Here is a 19,686-nt window from a genome sequence, read left to right on the forward strand (position 1 = left end):
CGTAATGGAAATGAAGCCATTATATATTCGTAAAAAACAGGAATCTACAAAGACATTTTATGTTCCCGAGCAAATGTTTCGAAAATGGGTATCCACCCAACAGTTTCCAAGTGAACTTTCTTTTGGGTCGCAAGCATTTCCTTGTCGTGTTGCCCCACACCCAGAATTAAAAGATGAATTTTTACTTTCAAGTGATCTGTGGGAGATGTTTCATATTCCACATGAACAGCTCGTATATGTGATTGAAAATCAATCGACGCTTTATTTAGGTCCGTTAGTTGGGATTTTCACAGCAGGATTTGTGAACTCTCCTTTACGTCCTTTAGGAGAACGTTCGATGTTTTTTGCGAAATTGCTTCTCGCTGAGCGACAAGTTGGTTCCTATTATTTTGTTTTTGGTCATCACCATATTAACTGGGAGCAAGCAACGATTGATGGTTTCTTCTACACAGAGGAAGGATGGAAACAAGTGACCGTTCCATTCCCAAATGTCATCTATGATAGACTACCAAATCGAAAAACAGAAAACTTAGAGACATTTAAAGAAATCAAAGATAATTTTCAAAAAAACTATTTAATTCCGTGGTTTAACCCTGGATTTTTTGATAAATGGGAGGTTCATCAAAAGCTTGTTGTTCATCCTGAAACAAAACCGTTTATGCCTGAAAGCATTTTAAATCCTACAACAGCAGAAATTGAAGCATTACTCAAACATCATTCGCACGTCTATTGTAAGCCAACGAACGGTAGCCTTGGCCTTGGGATTCATCAAATCATTAAGCTAGAAGATGAACCATACTATTATTGTCGTTTTAGAGATGGCGATACAAACCGATTACGTCGATATTCTAGTTTAGAGCGGCTTGTGAAAAAACAATTTCCAGATGGCTTTGACCGATTCATCGTGCAACAAGGGATTCATTTATTAAAGTACAAAAACAACCCAGTCGATTTCCGTATTCATACTAATAAAGACCAATTCGGGAAGTGGCAAGTGAGTGCACTCGCTGCCAAAATAGCAGGTATCGGGAGTGTCACGACTCATATTAAAAGCGGTGGAGAAATAAAAAGCATTTCAGAAGCTCTTCAAGAAACCCATATTACAAAAAAGCAACTAGAGCAATTAAAAAGCGCTGCCCTCACGTTAAGTGAAAAGTTAGATTCATCTATAGATGGATTTATTGGAGAAATCGGCTTTGACTTAGGGTTAGATCAAGACGGTCATATTTGGATGTTTGAAGCAAACTCTAAGCCTGGTCGAACGATTTTCAAACACAAGAAGATGCGTTATGATGATTTACTCTCGAGACAACTTCCCCTTTCGTATGCTGTTTACCTTGCTAATGAATCGATCACAAAACCAGACCGTCTGTTTCAACAATGAAATTGTATTATGAACAAAAAAAGCGCTCTTTTGGACTACTCGAAACAAATGAGCTTCTTACCTGGGGGAACAATCAACTCCCCCTACCTTCCTTAAACAGGGAAGATGCATTATTTTCTGTTCAAATGAAAAAACAGCAAAAACGAATTGGACCGATTGTTGGATTTTTAACGAGTGCGCACAAAACAAAATCCTTTGTTGGGAATCGAGACACATTTATCCGGATTCACAAACAACTCCAGCAAACGGGTGGACTTATCATCGTTTTTACACCGTTCGGAATACAACATGATCAGATTGATGGCTATGTGTACAACAGTAACGAAGAAAAATGGGTAAGGGCTACGACTCCGCTTCCAAACATGATTTATAACCGAGTGGCCACCGTGAAACAAGAACAGCATGAACAGATGAGAAAAACGTTTCAATGGATTAAAGAGAAGCAAATTCCGATGTTTAATCCTCATTTTTTTAATAAATGGGAAACATATCGCCTTTTTGCAAACAATCCGAATATAAAGCAACATGTCCCACAGACAATAAAAATAACAGATAAAGCTAGGTTTGAACATTTTATACAAACCAATCAAACTACTTATCTAAAGCCAATCTATGGTAATAAAGGTTCCGGAATTATGCTGCTTCAATTAAATCTTGATGAAACGATTACATTACGAACAAATCAGTTTCAAAGAAAACTAAAATCTTTACAACAGACGTGGGAGAAACTATCGCCATTATTTAAAAAAAATGATTTTATTTTACAACAAGCGATTTCCTTGCCGACTTACCAAAATCGGCCTTATGATTTTCGCGTTCATGTACAATTCCATTCCAATCAATGGCATCTTACAGGAATCGGAATCCGCTGTGCCGGGACAGAAAGTATTACGACCCACGTCCCTCAAGGTGGTCAAATTCTTTCTTTGTCTCAAATCGATTCAACACTTGATAAAGCACAAGTTGCACTAATCGCTAAACAGGTCGCCGGTGTCCTCCAACATGAATATGGTAATATCGGTGAATTTTCAATGGACATTGGTCAGGATAAACAGGGACATTACTGGATATTTGAGGTTAATGCTAAACCGATGATTTTTGATGAACCAAAAATACAGCAAAAAGGACTTCAAAATTTAATTACGCTTTTTTATGAACAAAGTCTTTTTTTACAAGAGGAGTGAATGAGATGAGAATCGTGACAGTAACTCCGGACAATTGGGAAAAGTACGGTCGAGTTCTACTTCAATTTGTAAAGCGATATGAAAGAAAAGCAAAGAAGCCAAACTGCTATCGTTGGATGTATCACTTACGAAAACATCATTTAGTTCAACGCGGAAATTCCATCAAACTTGCTTTTTGGGACGGGAAACTAATCGCGGTTTTTGCGGTCGTTGAATACGGTACAAAAGAATCGGTGTTGCTCATTGCACCAAATTATAAAGAAACATCTATCGGTTCCATTCTCCTTGAAAACATGAAATCGGATTTAAATGTTTGTTATTATAAAATCCCTTGTGATGCGACTACCTTTATAAAAGCAGCAATCGATGCTGGTTTTGTTGCCTTCCGATACGCCAAAGAACAAGGCCAGACGATGTTATGGTTCGGGGGTGGACACTGGCATAGCAGTGATATTGTCGACGACGAAGAATTCATCTGTGAAAACGGCGGGTAGCACCGCCGTTTTCTAGCATTCTTATTCTTGTTATTGTATGATACATACAAACAAAGGATATGGAGGTCTGTTATGCTTTCTCACTTTCAATGGAAAGAACTAAGAAACAATCTAGTTCGTCAAGAATGGGAAATTTCATTTTTTTTTGAAGGGACATACTATCGCGGCACGTACTTTAAAGACGGCTCAATAGAATGGCACACCCTCCCAAAAACAGATGATGACCGCAGAAAATTAGAGCTGCAAGTTCATGATTTAATGTTGTACCATGTGTATGAAGATCACTAAAAAACATGCTGTTGTCGTAACGGACATGTATTCCGATATTCGTTTCAAGCGAAGTATCGAGCCCTGCCCATTTTTAACAGTGAACCCAAAGTGCTCATCTTGGGCAGCCTTCGCTCTTTTCTAAGCTTCACTGCTATACCAAAATTTTTCTTTCTCTCCTTTTTAAAAAAACGTCAGCGCAAACGAGGAAAAACCTTTTTGCGCTGACGTCTTTTTTATTCCTTTATGTTTTGATAACAAAACCACCAATCTAAACATTCGTAGTCACCTGTATTTTCAAGTCGTTTTTGGACTTTTTCAACTGAACTTGGTGGAGAAAGGAGCCCCTTTTTACCGATTAATTCATTATCAGGCCAGTTTGCTGGCATCGATAATTTATGTTCATCTGCTGTTTGTAGTGCAAAGAGCGCACGCAATATTTCCTCTGTATTTCGGCCCACTTCAGGTGGGTAATGAAGCTGCAACCTAACTCTCCCTTTTGGGTCAACAAGAAAAACTGCTCTTACGGAAGTTGTTTTTGTTGATTCTAATATTCCTAATTGCTTGGATATCTCCCCTAAAGGATCTGCAATAATCGGAAACGTAATCGTAACCCCCATGTTGTCCCGAATCCATTCTATCCATTTCATATGAGAAAACACAGAATCGATCGATAAGCCAATTAATTCACAATTCATTTGCTCAAACTGATGTTGATGGAGCGCATATGAAACAAATTCCGTTGTACAAACAGGAGTAAAGTCAGCAGGATGACTAAAAAACAAAATCCATTTTCCTTTATAGTGATCCGGCAGCATCATTTTACCTTGTGTCGTTTGCACATGAATAGATGGAAACTCACTTCCGATTGTTACGTTTGAACTGTTCATCTGAATTCCTCCTCACCCAACTTTCAGACGTTCTATTGTATTCTTCATCCGACAAAAGTGTGAACGACTCGAGTTTTGCATAAAAAAGGGAGAAAAAGAAACAGTAATAATAAAGGAGTGATGAACATGGCAAAAGGAAGAAAAGATGTCCCTAATGAAGGAAGAGATCGTAAATTTGTAGATATCGAAAGAATGATTGACGATGGCCTCGGTGGCGGAACCGTGAATATGGAAGAAGATTCGGGGTTAATTGAAGAAGCAAGGCCATTAGAAGATGAAGAACCACCTCATCATGTTGACGGTGAAAATGCCTAATTAAAAAAACTACAATAAGTGTATAGGATGTCTCAACAGTCTTCTAAGACGAGTTGAGACATCTTCTTTGTTTTCTGATAATATGAGTACAAGAAATTGTTTGTCGAAAGGATACATGATGTATGATTAACAAACTTATAGCGAAATACGGGGACGCTGTTATTACAGCGTCTACTCCAAAGCAAGATTCAAATATTATCTGGTACACCACAGAACAAGATGACATTATAGGTTTTCATAAAAATAAAATTCCAGAAGGTGAATTACAACTTCTTAGCTTATTTTTAACTCCTTTCTCTCCTGGAAAATCATTTTTATCTCCGCTCGAAAAAGAATGGACTTCTTTTTTGTTTGATCGAACATCTACAACGGATACTCCGCCACACCCGAATTTGCCTTTTCGGTTCATTCATTTTAAATCAAACGATGGAATAGGAGACCAAGAAGCCTTTCAAGCTGCGTTAACGACCATTCATTCAGCAAATCAAATCATCATATGGGAAGATCCTTCTCAAGGGGTTATTATTGAAAAGCTTGAAGAACATGAAGATGAAATTGATTATTCAGAGCTTTGTGCCGCATTAATTTCCGACTTTTATTTAAACTTATCTTTTTTTATTGGTGAAATTCAAACAGATGCAAACTTAATCCAAGATAACTTTCTTTGGGAACGAAAATGCTTTCAAACTGTGAGAAAGTATTTACCTAAACAATCTGTATTCACTTCTTTTGAAGCTACACCTTTTTTACTTTTGCAACATGTACCAGAAAATCAATTACAGCAATTTTCCACTCATGTTCTCAAAGATGTGAAAGAAGATAAAGAGCTTTTAACAAGTATTCAAACGTATTTCGCTTGTAATTTAAATACAACATTAGCAGCCAAGCAGCTCTTTATGCACCGAAACAGTTTGCAGTATCGTGTTGATAAGTTTATCGAAAAGACAAATTATGATATTAAACAATTCCAAGAAGCGACGATTGTTTATCTTGCCCTACTTGTTCATCAAAGTTATCAAAAATAATGGTTACGGTGCACAAATTGGATAAGCTTTTTTGTGCACCGTGACACTAGTCTACTAAAATGAAAAGGGTTACAATAAGACCATAAATTGATTGAATAACAAGGAGGCAATTACAATGGCTGAAATTAAATTAAACCATATTTATAAAATTTATGATGGTGATGTAACCGCTGTATCTGACTTTAATCTTGACATCAGTGACAAAGAGTTTATTGTTTTCGTTGGTCCATCAGGTTGTGGAAAATCAACAACGCTTCGTATGATCGCAGGACTTGAAGACATTACAAAAGGTGACTTATATATCGGTGACAAACGTATGAATGATGTTGCTCCTAAAGACCGTGACATTGCGATGGTATTCCAAAACTATGCCCTTTATCCACATATGAATGTTTATGACAATATGGCATTTGGTTTAAAGCTTCGTAAGTTCAAAAAAGATGAAATTGACAGACGTGTTCGTGAAGCTGCAAAAATTCTTGGTCTAGAAGAAATGTTAGACCGTAAACCAAAAGCAATGTCTGGTGGTCAGCGTCAGCGTGTTGCGTTAGGACGTGCGATTGTACGTGACCCACAAGTATTCTTAATGGATGAGCCGCTTTCTAACTTAGATGCAAAGCTTCGTGTTCAAATGCGTGCTGAAATTACAAAACTACACCAACGTCTTCAATCAACAACGATTTATGTAACGCATGACCAAACAGAAGCGATGACGATGGCAACACGCATTGTTATTATGAAAGATGGCTTTATTCAACAAGTTGGTTCTCCAAAAGAAGTATATGACTTCCCTGAAAATGTATTTGTTGGTGGTTTCATTGGTTCCCCTGCTATGAACTTCTTAACAGGCACAATTGAAGGAGATACATTTAAAATTAGTAACCGTAACATTAAAATTCCAGAAGGTAAAATCAAAATCCTTCGTGAACAAGGTTTCGTAGGAAAAGAAATTATTTTAGGAATTCGTCCAGAAGATATTCATGATGAATTGGTATTCATCGAGTCTTCACCAGATACAAAGCTTAGCGCCAAAATTGACGTTGCTGAACTTTTAGGGGCAGAAACAATGTTATACACAACTCTTGAAGGGCAAGACATTATTGCTCGTGTTGATTCTCGTACCGATGTGAAAAACGGTGATACAATCGACCTTGCATTAGATATGAACAAATGTCATTTCTTTGACCCTGAAACTGAAAAACGTATTCGTTAATATATTAATAAGAAGAGCAGCTTGTTTAACCAAGCTGCTCTTCTTATTAATTATTTTCTCCACTCTTTTACAATATGCATTACGTCTTTCCCACATTCACTACAAACAAAAATATGAGGACACTCATGATTTTGTTTGTCGTTTTGAATCCCATCGATTTGTTTTAACCCTTCAATTTCAATATATGGGCTATAATCGTCAAATAAATCCATGACTTTCCCTCGGTCTTCCATATTCGATTGACATTGAGGACATGTAATGTCAACCATTTTTAATCCATTACATAACGGACATACGTACTCCATCAAAGTCTCTCCCCCGTCGTTTTATTTACAGTATGTCCTGTTCTATCCGAAAACATGAAAAGAAGAGGTGGAAATCCACCTCTTCTTCAGCCATATCTATTTTAATTATTGTTGATATCCGCCCATTTGTTGTTCAGCCATTTGAACTAGGCGCTTTGTGATTTCTCCACCTACAGAACCATTCGCACGAGAAGTTGCGTCTGGTCCAAGTTGTACTCCAAATTCTTGAGCGATCTCATACTTCATTTGGTCAAGCGCTTGCTGTACTCCAGGTACTAGAAGTTGGTTTGAGTTGTTGCTGTTGTTTGTTGGCATGTGATCACCTCCCTTTGTAAGCATAGTTTGTGAAATAATTAGATTCTTATTCAAACAATTCATTAGAAATAAGTGGCAAAAAAAGTTTGTTTATGATAATGTAAAAAACAGTCTCTGTAATGAAAGGAACGTAACAATGAACATTTTAATCTTCGGTTCTACAGGCCGAGTTGGTCAACAGCTCCTCACATTAGGTATTCAAGCTGGGTACCATGTCACCGCATTTTTACGAAATGAAACAAAACTTCTCTCGTCTACTCCTTCCCCTTTACGTATTTTTCAAGGAAATGTATTACATGAAACCGACGTCATGGAAGCTTGCAAAGGAATAGATGTTATCTTTAGTTCTCTTGGGACGGATCGCTCTGACACATTGTCAAAATCAATGCCTTCTATAATAAAAGCAATGGAACACCATCAGATTTCACGATTTATCTCCATTGGCACGGCTGGTATTTTAAACAGTCGCACTGAAGAAGGGAAATATCGATTTCAAACAAGTGAATCAAAAAGAAAAAGTACAAAAGCGGCAAATGACCACTTAAAAGCTTTTCAAGCCCTACAAAAGACTTGCTTAGAGTGGACAATCGTGTGTCCTACATATTTACCAGATGGCATTTACACAGGAAAATATCGTGTTGAAAAAAATGTATTACCTATCGGTGGAAAAGAAATATCGGTTCCAGATACAGCTGAATTTGCCTTTTCCCAACTTAATGATGCCCGCTTTATCCGATCTCGCGTTGGAATTTCTTATTAATAACCTTAATATTGTACACAAGTTTTTTATTCTGAATTAATGGAGTCATTAGCTTATTTTTGTAGAATGTATTTTTACTGAAGATATAAAATAGCATGACGTTTCTCCGCGTTAAACCACGAAAGGAAATAAAAAATATTTTTATAATTGTTTCTTTTTTCAGAAAATAGTATACAAATCTTTAAACTTTTGTGGTATATTAAATCAGACAATTATATATTCTTTTTTTAAAGGGGGAAAAAATGTGAGTCAATCATCTAATCAACCTAGAGAACAGTGGGCTTCACGAGTTGGGTTTATTTTAGCAGCAATGGGATCTGCAGTAGGTTTAGGAAACGTTTGGCGCTTCTCTTATGTAGCAGGGGAAAATGGTGGTGCAGCATTTTTAGTTATTTACATTGCCATGATTTTACTCATTGGTTTACCAATTGTAATGGCTGAGTTCACTATCGGACGTAAAGGTCAAAGTGATGCGGTAGGTTCTTTTGAAAAGCTTTCACCAGGAAATGAAAGGTTAGCTCCAGGGGAACCTTGGAAAATTGCCGGGATTATGGGTGTGGCTTCAGCATTCATGATTTTATCATTTTACGGCGTTATTGCTGGATGGATTTTATACTATCTTTTAAATTATCTTACTGGTAACTTATGGTCAGCTCCAACTGATGGTTACGGTGCATTCTTTGGAGAATTTATTTCTGGTTCATTCCAACCAATTGTTTGGCAGTTTATCTTTATGGCTCTAACAATCGGAATCGTATTTGTTGGAGTTAAAAAAGGAATTGAACGTGCAAACAAAATTTTAATGCCTTTATTAGGGATTTTAATTATTGTTCTTTCTGTTTATGGTTTAACATTAGGTGGAGCAAGTGAAGGTTTAGCTTTCCTTTTCTCTCCTGACTGGTCTGCCTTAGCAAATCCTAACATATATCTTGCAGCATTAGGTCAAGCGTTTTTCTCTTTAAGTTTAGGGATGGGTGCATTAATAACATATGGTAGTTATTTGTCTTCAAAAGAAAGCTTACCAGGTGCTGCTGCAAGTGTAGCAACATTAGATACATTATTTGCGATTATTGCTGGTTTAATGATTTTCCCTGCTGTATTTGCATTCGGAATTGATCCAGCTGCAGGTCCAGGGTTAGTGTTCGTTGTTATGCCTGATGTATTCGATAGCTTTGCTTTAGGTGGCATATTCGGTATTTTGTTCTTCTTCTTATTAGCTGCTGCTGCATTAACATCAGCTGTATCGCTATTAGAAGTTGCCGTCGCTTATTTCATTCGCAAATTCAACTGGTCTCGTAAGCAAGCTTCACTTATCGTTGGGGGAATCATTTTCTTATTCGGTATCCCTTCTGCATTAAGCCAAGGTGTCCTTGCTGGTGTAGGGTTTGGTGACCTTGACTTTATTGATTCTGTTGACTTTATTGCGTCAAATATCTTCTTACCACTTGGTGGATTAATTATCGCGTTATTTATGGGTTGGGGCTTTAAGAAAGCAGACGCACTTAAAGATTCTGACTTTGGTAACACTGTACTAGGCAACCTTTGGTTATTCCTTCTTCGTTACGTTGCACCAATTGGAATTATCTTCGTATTCTTAAGCTCAATTGGAGTTTTTGGATAAGAAAAACAAACAAAAAAACAGTTTCCTAGCTCTTAGCTAGGAAGCTGTTTTTTTATTGCTGTTGATATGTTGTTGTAAACACCGTTTGTTCATCATTCGACTCGCATGTTATCGTACCCTGATGCTTTTCTATAATCCGTTTACTGACGTAAAGACCAATTCCCGTCCCCATTTTTTTTGTAGTGAAAAAGGGCTCAAATATCGTTTTCATTACAGAGGGTGCAATAGCAGGACCATTGTTTTTTACAGAAATAACGATATCCTCTTCTTTATATTTTACAGTAATTACTATTGTTCGGTTTGATTTTATTAAATAAAGTGCATCAATAGAATTCATAATTAAATTGATATAAACTTGACGGATTTCTTCTCGATAACCTTGTAAATACACTGAATTATCAATTTCGGTTTCTACAATAACATCACCATCAACAATGCTTGGATACAAAAACTCAATAATTTCAGTAAACAGCTTTTTCACTTGAAATAATTCTTTTTTCTGCACGGATGAAGCTTCTCTTTTTGAGGCGAGTAAAAATTGAGTAATTCTAAAATTTAATTGATCCAACTCATGTGTAATAATATCTAAATAACGAGGATCATATTGATCTTCCTTTAATAATTTCACAAATCCCATTACTGCCGTGAGTGGGTTTCTAAATTCATGAACGAAACTCGACGACATTTTTCCTAGTAGAGAAAGTCGGTCTTTATGTGATTGTTCAACGATCGTCTCTCTTTCCCCTATGTTCATTAATTTCCTCTCTGAAGAAAAAGCCATTGCTTTATAGATAAACTTATCAATACACGAATTAACCGATTGCATTAAACTTTGAAACTCGCTAATGGATACATCTAATTGTTCAAAAGACTCTAAGATGACACTTCGACAAAGGTTAGAACCATAAACAAAGCTCTCCTCTTTTATATCAGCATCAGCAATTTTTTCAGCGGTCTCCTTTGCATAACGTTGAATCAATTGTTCAGAAGGGTTTTTAATAAAAGAAAGCACAAGTGCATAGACAGCATTTGCACTTTCAAAAAGAAACAGAGGGGTATCTTCCATCGTCTCTGTTATTTTATTTTCCCACGCTGCTAACAAATCATTTTTGTTTGTTTCTAAATAGTAATTCAGTTTTTCACGTGCACCAAGTTCAAGCCTCACACATTCTCACTCCTTTAGCTTTATATGTAGCTTTTTTACATTATGGATTGAGTTAGACTATGCGAATTTTGGTTATTGAAAATCATTGACAGAAAGCAATACTCCTTGTTCAATAGAAGGATCACTTAATACTTTTTTAATAATGGAAGCCACTTGAAGAGGTGTTTGTAATCGTCCAGATTGTTTATAATCAATAAACGTTTCAATTTGTGCAAAATCATCTTTACTAGAAGAACGAATGTCCGATTGCATATCCGTATCAATAATGCCAGGTGAAAATGACATCACTTTAACAGGATAGGTCGCTTCAGATTGTTCCAATGCTACTGTTCTTGAGTATAAATCAAGGCCCGCTTTCGCACTGCAATATGCACTCCAGCCAGAAATTGGATGTTTTCCTGCTCCAGAAGAGATGTTAATCACTTGCTTTGTCCCATTAAACGATAGCGAACTTTTAATAAAAGTCGCTGTTAAAATAATTGGCGCAACTAAATTCACGTGAAAATGTGTTTGCACTTCTTCAGCTGTACATCGCTCTGCTCGTTTTATTGGCTGGACTATACCTGCATTATTGATTAACACCAATTCATCTACGTCTTGTTTCCAAATTTGTTCAAAAATCGACTTCATTGTGCTTTCTACAACCAAAGAATCGCTTAAGTCTACTTGAAACCAGTCTATGCGACAATTTTTAGTTTTAGCATGCTGAATTAGCTCTTCATTTTTTGACCTCGCAATACAATAAAGATGGTTCCCTGCTTCAATAAAAGTTGATGTTAGCGCTGATCCAAGTCCTCTTGAAGCGCCAGTAATAATAATATGTTTCACGTTTTATCCCCCCTTGAAACCTTTTCTTGTCTTTTTTTAACATATAAGAAATTATAAAAATTTTGGTATAGCAGTGCAGCTTTGAAAGCTTATTTCTAGAAGATCGAAGGCTCTACACTTCGCTTGAAAGAAAAGACGCTCCCGCGTTTTTTATTCATTACTTTAGACTTGCATTCTCTTAAATTTAGTACAAGTAAAGTTCGACAAAAGATGCAACTTCCCTTTATAATTTTCCGCAAAAAAACACATCTTTACAAAAGATGTGTCTTTTCACATAATTCCTATTTTTTTGTGTAGGTAAAATGAAGTGTTCTATCCTTTGACAGACCCTGCTAGAAGTCCCCTTACAAAGTATTTTCCTAAGACGATATAAACCAATAACGTCGGAAGAGCGGCCAAAAGTGCCCCAGCCATTTGTACATTCCATGCTACAATTTGACTTCCGGATAAATTTTGTAAGGCAACCATTACGGGTTGTTGCTTATTGGTCGTAATACTAACAGCAAATAAAAATTCATTCCATATATTTGTAAATTGCCATATCCCGACGACAACAAATCCAGTTATCGATAACGGGATAATAATTTTCCAATAAATTCGTAAAAAGCCTGCTCCATCAATTTGCGCGGATTCTAATAAGTCTTTTGGAATATTGGCATAAAAGTTACGGAACATTAGTGTTGTAATCGGAATTCCGTAAACAACATGAACAAATATCAACCCAGAAATACTATTATAAAGACCAATATTACGCAAAAACTCAATTAATGGAATAAGAATACTTTGATAAGGTATAAACATCCCAAACAGTAAAGCAGTAAAGACCCATTCTGACCCTTTGAACTTCCACTTTGATAATACATACCCATTCATAGAACCAACAAATGCTGAGATAATCGTGGCAGGAATAACTAAATATAAGCTATTTAACAAGTTTGGTGCTAATCGTTCAAACGCATACGCATACGAGCTGAAATCAAGCGCAGATGGTAAGTTCCACATATTAGCTAACGTCACTTCATCAAACGGTTTAAAACTCGTTATAACCATAACGTACAAGGGCATAATGAAAAACAAACTAAACATGAATAGAATAGTATACAATAACGTTCTTGTTCCTATTTTTTTTGCCATCATTATGCATCCCCCCGTCTGTTTTTAATTAAGTATGGTACGATAAAAATAGCGACAGAAAGAAGCATAATAATCGCGATGGCCGAACCATTCGCATAATAATTTCCACGGAACGTTGTTTCAAACATATAAATTCCAGGTACATCTGTTACAAAATTTGCACCTGAACCTGTCATGGCAAAAACTAAATCAAATATTTTCAGTGAAATATGTGCCATCACGATAATGACACTTACTGTAATTGGAGCTAATAAAGGAAAAATGACTTTTCTGTATATTTGCATTTCAGATGCGCCATCGACACGTGCCGCTTCTCTAACATCTTCTGGAATCGCCCGTAGCCCTGCTAAATACATGGCCACAGCAAATCCTGTCATTTGCCATACAGCTGCAATGACAACAGCTATCATGGCCACTGGTATACCAAACTCTATATGACCCCACTGTAAGGAAGGGATAATCGTCGTATCTATATACCACATCGGTTTTACACCGAAATTTTCTAAAAATAAGTTCACCCCTGTTGATGGGTTTAATAACCATTGCCACACGACCCCAGTTACGATAAAAGATAAGGCCATTGGAAAGAAAAAGATGTTTCTAAAAAACGATTCGCCACGAATATTTTGATCAATTAATATGGCAAGTAGCTGACCTAATATAATCACTGATCCAATAAATAAAACGGTAAAAAATAAAGTATTTCTCATATCTGACTGGAAGCGAAAATCATTAAATAAGTAAGTATAGTTTTTAAAGCCTGCAAATGATAAGTCTTGAACAATCGAATTCCAATTACTTACGGAGACATACCCCGTCCAACCGATAAACCCGTAAACAAAAATCCCGATTAAAATTATCGAAGGTGCAACAAATAGGATAGATAGAAACCGGTCACTCTTCCAGTTGATTTTACGTTTTTGTTTAATTTCTGTCGCTGTATTGAATTGTTCATTCACCTTCATAGCAACCCTCTCCCTTTACACGCATTCCTTATCTCCCTTGTATAAGAAAAACGCGGAGCGTCTTTTCTTATCTTTTAAATGAAGGGAAGAATCAAATCTTCCCTTCTCTTTCCTCTTTTTTATAGCTCACCAGCTGCATTCGTCAATTGGCTAATAAACGACTCAACGTTTTTCTGCGTGACAAACATCGTCATCGCATCATTGACTCTTGTTAAAAATCCTTCATTTGCCGCAGAACCGTGCGCTAAACTTGCTGCAAGACTATCTGATTTAAAATCTTCCATTGTCTCTTGACCATAACTATCATATTTTGAAACATCTGCATCAACGCGTGCAGGGATAGAACCTTTTAGTGGATTAAATGCATCTTGCCCTTCAACTGAAGCAAGTACTTTCAAAAATTGTTTCACTGTATCTTGATTGTCTACCCCTTTTGGTAAGCCAAACGTATCGGTGACTACCATAAATGTTCCTGCAGAATTCGGTGTCGGAGCCCATCCATAATCCGTACCAGCTTCTAATCCAACTCCATCAAAGTAACCTTTTGCCCAATCACCCATGACGTTCATTGCCGCATCACCTTCGGCTACTAATTGAGCAGCATCTTGCCAGTTACGCGCACTATGGTCATCATTAACATACTCAAGCATTTTCACAAAAATCTCAGCTGATTCAACAACACGCTGGTCATCAAAGGCAACTTCCCCTGTCCAAAGCTTCTCATAGTCTTCCGCTCCGAGGACACCTAATAAAATGCTTTCAAACAAATGTGTTGCTGTCCATGATTCGCGATCACCAAGGGCTAATGGAGTAATTCCATTTTCTTGTAATGTATCTGCTACTTCAAAAAATTCATCAAATGTTGTTGGTGCTTCCAACCCTAAATTATCGAAAACTTCTTTGTTATACCATAAAACATTTCCTCGATGGACATTAACTGGGACAGAATAGATTTCTCCGTCTTTACTGACTAAGTCAATTAAATCCGCTGGAAACTTATCAACTAAATCATTTTCTTCAAAAAACGAAGTTAAACTATCCATTTTTTCCGCTGCCACCCAGCTATCATTTAGCTCTGCTCCTCCATGAACTTGGAAGGTGGAAGGTGGATCTCCACCTTGCATACGACTTACGAGTACAGCTTTTGCATTTGTTCCAGCACCACCAGCGACCGCAGCATTTTCAACCTGGATTTCTGGATATTGCTCATTAAAGACATCAATGAGTGCTAATAATCCATCTTCCTCTCCTGCTCCAGTCCACCAACTAAAAATTTCTAACGTTCCTTCTGTTCCACCAGCTGCTGGTTCTTCTGTTTTTGTATCATCCCCAGCCGGTTCATTCGATGTCGGTTCTGTAGAAGAATCATTTCCTCCACACGCCGCAAGCATCAGTAAAGTTAGACCCATAAGTAAAACTAACCATCTGTTCTTCATAAATTTCATCCCCCTTTTTCGATTTATGGAAGCGTTAACAATTATGATTGTACCTTCTTTTTCTCTTTAAGAACTTGTAAAGGTTCTGTAACATATTACGTCTTGCTTACCATCTTTACGTCAATTCCTTGACTATTGTAAGCGTTTCATTTTTATTAGCATTTATTTATGTCTACTAGTAAAATATTGTGATTTTCAGATAAAGGACAGTCCCCTTTTATGCTCGCTTCTATTGAAAACCTCATTCGTCTCACTTCTTTTGTCCTCTATCCTTCCGATGAAGGACACTTCTTCTTCTTGTCTCACTTCTTTTGTCCTTCATACATTATCCGAGATGCCATCAAAAAAACGACCCTTCCGCATTTTAGAAGGATCGCAAAGCGCTAGTTCGATATTTGTTGGTGACGATAGTCGCTTGGTGAAATTCCTGTCACTTTTTTAAACACACGACTGAAATAGTTCGGGTCTTTATACCCGACGTCAAAGCATATTTCTTTTACATTCCGTTTCTTTGACTTCATCAGCTCTTTCGCTTTTTCTACTCGAAACTCTGTTACATAATCAATAAAAGATTGGCCGCACCTTTCTTTAAACACTTTACTAAAGTAGTGCGGACTTAATTCCACTTTTTCGGCAACTTCCTCTAATGTTATTGCTCGTTCATAATGCTGGCTTATATACTCTTGTGCACAAAAGATGACATCATGGCTTTTAGAAAAGTGCAAGGAATCGATGACTTGTGCTACTCTCTTTACTTCATCATACATCCCTTTTTGAAGCTCCAGCATTGATTTTGATTGAAGGAACGAACGATGTAATATAATTTCGGGATACATATCATGGACTTTACGGCTTACTAGCACGACTAATTCTAATAGATGTTCTTTAACGTTCTCTATTTTTCCATCACAACGAACCAACAGTTCATCCATATAGAGTCGATATTGCTCTTTCACTTTCTCAACATTCCCTTTGACTACTTGGTCGATTAACTGCTTTTCAAGCTGATATATAACATCCGTTTGAAAGGTTGCCTCGTTATTTAACGGTTCATAATACACACACATAAAGTCTCGTGGGGCTTGTGTTAAAGCGAATAAAGCTTCATGGTACGAGTGTACAAATTGTTCAATTTCATCATACGGAGTGCCAATTCCGATCGTCACTCGAATTTGAGGCGAAAGCCGCTTCGCTTTCTCCAAAAGTTCTTTTCCATATAAAAGCGTGCGACTTTTAATCGAGACTCCTTTTCCCTCATCACCTATTTGAACAAGAACAGGAATTTGGTCCATTTGAAATGTTCCGAGATAAACTTTCGGAAATACACGATTTAGCTGCGTTTGTATTAACGTCATCATTTGCTTTTTATCGACTGCATTTAACTTTTCCGCCGAATGTCCATACAAACACTCCAAGACAATCACAAAGCTTGTTTGGTCATACAACCGCAACCAATCCTCGCCTTCTAATTCATCTTTTGCTTCTGAATCCCCCACTAATAAACTCGTAATCACTTTTGATTGCACGATAGAAAGGGCCCGACGATAATTATCCTTTAATTCTAATGTCTCGTTCCGCTTTTCTCGAGCTAGTTCAATTTCACGGATCGTTTGCATTAGCGCTTCTTTAATTTCTTCTGTTGTACTCGGCTTTAACAAATATTGCTTTACCCCAATTTTCATAGCTTGTCTTGCATATTCAAACGTGTCAAAGGCTGAAACCATAATGACTTTTGTTGTTTGATACATTTTCATAATTTCTTCTGCTGCTTCAATCCCATCAATCCCAGGCATCTTAATATCCATAAATACAATATCTGGTCGGAACTGTTCAGCTTGTAAAATCGCTTTTCGTCCATTTTCTGCTTCTTCCATCTCAATAGTAGGAAATTGATCTTTTATTATTTTTCGTAACCCTTGCCTTTCAATAACTTCATCATCGACAAGCAATACTTTATACATCAACATCATCTCCTTCTATTCTCGACTTTGGTAACCGCAATTCAATGACTGTCCCGTCATGTACTTTAGAATAAATCGTAAACACATCTTCACGCTGATAATATAATTGTAATCTTCGGATGACATTGCCAAGGCCAAGCCCTGTAGAATGTCCAGTTGATACATGCTTTTTCTCTTGGTCTAAAAATGATGCACGAACTTCGTCTGTCATTCCAATGCCATTATCACGAATTTTAATTAACACATCTTGATTATCAATATAAGCTTCAATTTCAATATGACCTTCTTTTTCTAATGGTTCAATTCCATGAATAAAGGCATTTTCTACTAATGGCTGTAACGTTAAAATCGGTATGCGTAATTTACGACATGAGTAGTCTACATTCACCGAAAAGTTCACGCGTTCCCCAAAGCGGGTTTTCTGGATAAAAAAATATTCTTCAACAACTTTGATTTCATCTTCTAGCAATACAGGTTCTTCGATTCGGCTTAAATTATAGCGTAATAATTTAGAAATCGAATTGATAAGCTGATACACCTTTTCAGAACCTTCGATATAAGCAAGCTTCGCAATTGTATTTAATGTATTAAATAAAAAATGCGGGTTGATTTGACTTTGTAAGCTTTTTAACTCAATTTCTTTTACTAACTTGTCTTGTTCCGATTTATCTTTAATTTGTCTAACTAAATACACAAGGTCCTTCCTCATTTTGTTAAATGTCGACGTTAAAAATCCAAGCTCATCATTCCGATAAGACACAAGTTCTTTCCCATCTAATTTCCCACCCGCAATCTCTCTTGCTGCTGCGGTTAAACGATTTATCGGTCTTGTAATTCCGTTACTAAACAAGAGCGCAAATAAAAACCCCATAAAAAACGTTCCCGAAAACATCGCAAATCCCATCGATTGCATATAGTGATTGCGGTGATTCATTGCTTCATAATATGAGTGAAATTGTGTTAATTCATCATTAACAATATTTAACGTATTTTCTTGAATGAATCCTAATAGTTTTAAAGATTCTGCTTGTCGAACGGAATAACGTTCAATTTCCTCATTCATAAACATCCCGATTGTCATATCACTTTCTTCAATTAAACTTTCAATCATCCGTTGATAATTTTTTACGATGACATAGTTATTCGTATTCATTAATTCCGTATCTAAACGAGCTTGAGCGAGTTTCAACTGTTGTCGACTTTCATAAAATTGCTCTAAGTCTTCAGGTGTTTTTTTAATTAAATATGTATTCATCGAGTCATACGCTTCATTAGAAATTTGTGAAATATCATTCAATAAAAAGAAGCGATTTAATATATGATCATATTGCTCTACTGTTTGCTTATGATTAATAAATAAAAAGAGAGAAAGACTATTTAAAGTTAGAAACAGGAGAACAAAAAATAGCATGAGTTTTGTTTTAATTTTATTCATCCATCTCACCTACTCTCCTCTTTATAAATAACTTCTAGAGATGTATAATTTATTTTTGGAATAGGTTGACCTTTCATCGTTTCCACTAATAATGAAACCCCTTGATAACCCATCTCATAAGGTTCTTGTTTTAATGTCGCAAATATCTTCTCTTGCTCCATTAATTCCATTGTTTCCTCTAAATCGTCAAATGCAAAAATGAGGATGTCTTCTTGTAGGTTCGCTTTTGTAACTGCTTGTGCTATCCCAATACCATCTAGTGCACTAGTCCCGAAAAAAGCGGTCACCTCCGGATGATTTCGCAACATTTGATAGGTTTTTTCTGCTGCTTGAATTTGGCTTATATTTGAGCTTTCCATCGCCACTACTTCAATGTCTGGATAGTTTTCAATAACATCCAAAAACCCTTGAACGCGTTCCATTAAATTATTGGCATATAAAATCCCAGTAACAATCGCCACTTTTGCTTCTCCATTTGTCGCTTCTGCTAGAGCTTCCCCCATTTGTTTTCCAGCTTCATAGTTATTTGTTCCAACATAAGCGACTCTCCGACTATCTTCTAAATCCGTATCAATCGTAATAACCGGAATGCCTTTGCTAATGGCTTTATCAATCACTGGCTTAAACTCACGGTTTGTGAGCCCTTGAGTTAATATACCATCCACTCTTGCCGCAATCGCCATTTCAATCAATTTCGTATGTTCGTCAATATTCGTTTGTTTCGGTCCAATAAATTCAAGAAGAACATCATGCTCCTTTGCCGCCGTTTGAGCTCCTTCAAGCACTTTCTTATGATAAGGATTATCAAACTCCTGACCGATTAACACAAAATGATAGTCATGGCTTAGCTTTGCTTGTTCGGCTGTAACGGTTACAGTATAGTTAAGCGCTTTCATAAAGTAAAAACATGTAAAGCCAAAAGAAACGACAATACAAACCGAAAGAACAATATAGAAAACTAGATTCTTATTCATGGATTCTTCCCCCAT

The 19,686-nt window shown here is 36.7% G+C and carries 20 protein-coding genes; 9 read left to right on the forward strand and 11 right to left on the reverse strand.

The features are described from left to right. Positions 1-4 precede the first annotated feature (4 nt). The 4 genes from T323_RS0106320 to T323_RS0106335 all read left to right on the forward strand — a co-directional run bounded on the left by T323_RS0106320 (position 5) and on the right by T323_RS0106335 (position 3,350). Positions 5-1,384 (forward strand): YheC/YheD family endospore coat-associated protein, encoded by a 1,380-nt coding sequence (locus tag T323_RS0106320; RefSeq protein ID WP_156942405.1) that lies wholly within the window; start codon positions 5-7, stop codon positions 1,382-1,384. After that, a complete protein-coding gene (locus T323_RS0106325) occupies positions 1,381-2,568 on the forward strand; it encodes a YheC/YheD family endospore coat-associated protein (protein ID WP_026672520.1) in 1,188 nt (395 codons plus the stop codon). The genes T323_RS0106320 and T323_RS0106325 overlap by 4 nt, the downstream gene beginning before the upstream one ends. Positions 2,569-2,573: 5 nt before the next feature. Next, complete coding sequence (locus tag T323_RS0106330; protein WP_026672521.1) at positions 2,574-3,062, forward strand: hypothetical protein; 489 nt, start codon at positions 2,574-2,576, stop codon at positions 3,060-3,062. A 72-nt stretch (positions 3,063-3,134) separates the two neighbouring features. Next, complete coding sequence (locus T323_RS0106335) at positions 3,135-3,350, forward strand: YheE family protein (protein WP_026672522.1); 216 nt, start codon at positions 3,135-3,137, stop codon at positions 3,348-3,350. Positions 3,351-3,565: 215 nt separating this feature from the next. Here the strand turns inward: T323_RS0106335 and T323_RS0106340 are convergent, their stop codons facing one another. After that, positions 3,566-4,219 carry a peroxiredoxin gene (locus T323_RS0106340; protein ID WP_026672523.1) on the reverse strand — a complete coding sequence of 218 codons (654 nt, stop codon included), beginning with the start codon at positions 4,217-4,219 and terminating at the stop codon, positions 3,566-3,568. Between the two features lie 126 nt (positions 4,220-4,345). Here T323_RS0106340 and T323_RS0106345 point away from each other — a divergent pair, with 126 nt between their 5' ends. The 3 genes from T323_RS0106345 (at position 4,346) to T323_RS0106355 (ending at position 6,772) form a co-directional block, all read left to right on the forward strand. Further along, positions 4,346-4,534, forward strand: coding sequence for a hypothetical protein (locus tag T323_RS0106345; RefSeq protein ID WP_026672524.1), 189 nt, complete (start codon positions 4,346-4,348; stop codon positions 4,532-4,534). 122 nt (positions 4,535-4,656) lie between these two features. Further along, positions 4,657-5,559: a PucR family transcriptional regulator gene (locus tag T323_RS0106350; RefSeq protein WP_026672525.1), complete on the forward strand. Its 903-nt coding sequence runs from the start codon at positions 4,657-4,659 to the stop codon at positions 5,557-5,559. Positions 5,560-5,674: 115 nt separating this feature from the next. Continuing rightward, positions 5,675-6,772: an ABC transporter ATP-binding protein gene (locus T323_RS0106355; RefSeq protein ID WP_026672526.1), complete on the forward strand. Its 1,098-nt coding sequence runs from the start codon at positions 5,675-5,677 to the stop codon at positions 6,770-6,772. A gap of 50 nt (positions 6,773-6,822) precedes the next feature. Here the strand turns inward: T323_RS0106355 and T323_RS0106360 are convergent, their stop codons facing one another. Both T323_RS0106360 and T323_RS0106365 read right to left on the reverse strand, forming a co-directional pair. Next, positions 6,823-7,077: a hypothetical protein gene (locus T323_RS0106360; RefSeq protein WP_035177902.1), complete on the reverse strand. Its 255-nt coding sequence runs from the start codon at positions 7,075-7,077 to the stop codon at positions 6,823-6,825. A gap of 105 nt (positions 7,078-7,182) precedes the next feature. Beyond that, entirely contained in the window at positions 7,183-7,392 is a 210-nt protein-coding gene (locus T323_RS0106365; protein ID WP_026672528.1) for an alpha/beta-type small acid-soluble spore protein, read from the reverse strand. Between the two features lie 136 nt (positions 7,393-7,528). Here T323_RS0106365 and T323_RS0106370 point away from each other — a divergent pair, with 136 nt between their 5' ends. Together T323_RS0106370 and T323_RS0106375 are read left to right on the forward strand one after the other, a co-directional pair. After that, a complete protein-coding gene (locus tag T323_RS0106370) occupies positions 7,529-8,152 on the forward strand; it encodes an NAD(P)-dependent oxidoreductase (RefSeq protein ID WP_026672529.1) in 624 nt (207 codons plus the stop codon). Positions 8,153-8,396: 244 nt separating this feature from the next. Next, positions 8,397-9,773: a sodium-dependent transporter gene (locus T323_RS0106375; RefSeq protein ID WP_026672530.1), complete on the forward strand. Its 1,377-nt coding sequence runs from the start codon at positions 8,397-8,399 to the stop codon at positions 9,771-9,773. Between the two features lie 52 nt (positions 9,774-9,825). Here T323_RS0106375 and T323_RS26140 read toward each other — a convergent pair whose 3' ends face one another. The 8 genes from T323_RS26140 to T323_RS0106415 all read right to left on the reverse strand — a co-directional run bounded on the left by T323_RS26140 (position 9,826) and on the right by T323_RS0106415 (position 19,671). After that, positions 9,826-10,938: an ATP-binding protein gene (locus T323_RS26140; RefSeq protein WP_035177905.1), complete on the reverse strand. Its 1,113-nt coding sequence runs from the start codon at positions 10,936-10,938 to the stop codon at positions 9,826-9,828. 72 nt (positions 10,939-11,010) lie between these two features. Next, on the reverse strand, positions 11,011-11,766 hold the full coding sequence (locus T323_RS0106385; RefSeq protein WP_026672531.1) for a (S)-benzoin forming benzil reductase: 756 nt from the start codon (positions 11,764-11,766) through the stop codon (positions 11,011-11,013). Between the two features lie 312 nt (positions 11,767-12,078). Next, positions 12,079-12,900, reverse strand: a complete 822-nt coding sequence (locus T323_RS0106390) for a carbohydrate ABC transporter permease (RefSeq protein WP_026672532.1) — start codon at positions 12,898-12,900, stop codon at positions 12,079-12,081. Positions 12,901-12,902: 2 nt separating this feature from the next. Further along, complete coding sequence (locus T323_RS0106395) at positions 12,903-13,865, reverse strand: carbohydrate ABC transporter permease (protein ID WP_051556407.1); 963 nt, start codon at positions 13,863-13,865, stop codon at positions 12,903-12,905. Positions 13,866-13,984: 119 nt separating this feature from the next. After that, positions 13,985-15,310: an ABC transporter substrate-binding protein gene (locus T323_RS0106400; RefSeq protein ID WP_026672534.1), complete on the reverse strand. Its 1,326-nt coding sequence runs from the start codon at positions 15,308-15,310 to the stop codon at positions 13,985-13,987. A gap of 374 nt (positions 15,311-15,684) precedes the next feature. Beyond that, a complete protein-coding gene (locus tag T323_RS0106405) occupies positions 15,685-17,262 on the reverse strand; it encodes a response regulator (RefSeq protein ID WP_026672535.1) in 1,578 nt (525 codons plus the stop codon). Further along, positions 17,255-18,697, reverse strand: coding sequence for a sensor histidine kinase (locus T323_RS0106410; protein WP_026672536.1), 1,443 nt, complete (start codon positions 18,695-18,697; stop codon positions 17,255-17,257). The genes T323_RS0106405 and T323_RS0106410 overlap by 8 nt, the downstream gene beginning before the upstream one ends. Positions 18,698-18,702: 5 nt before the next feature. Further along, positions 18,703-19,671: a sugar-binding protein gene (locus T323_RS0106415; RefSeq protein WP_051556409.1), complete on the reverse strand. Its 969-nt coding sequence runs from the start codon at positions 19,669-19,671 to the stop codon at positions 18,703-18,705. Positions 19,672-19,686 lie beyond the last annotated feature (15 nt).

Source organism: Alkalihalobacillus bogoriensis ATCC BAA-922 (genome assembly GCF_000621445.1).
Taxonomy (GTDB): domain Bacteria; phylum Bacillota; class Bacilli; order Bacillales; family Bacillaceae_F; genus Bacillus_AO; species Bacillus_AO bogoriense.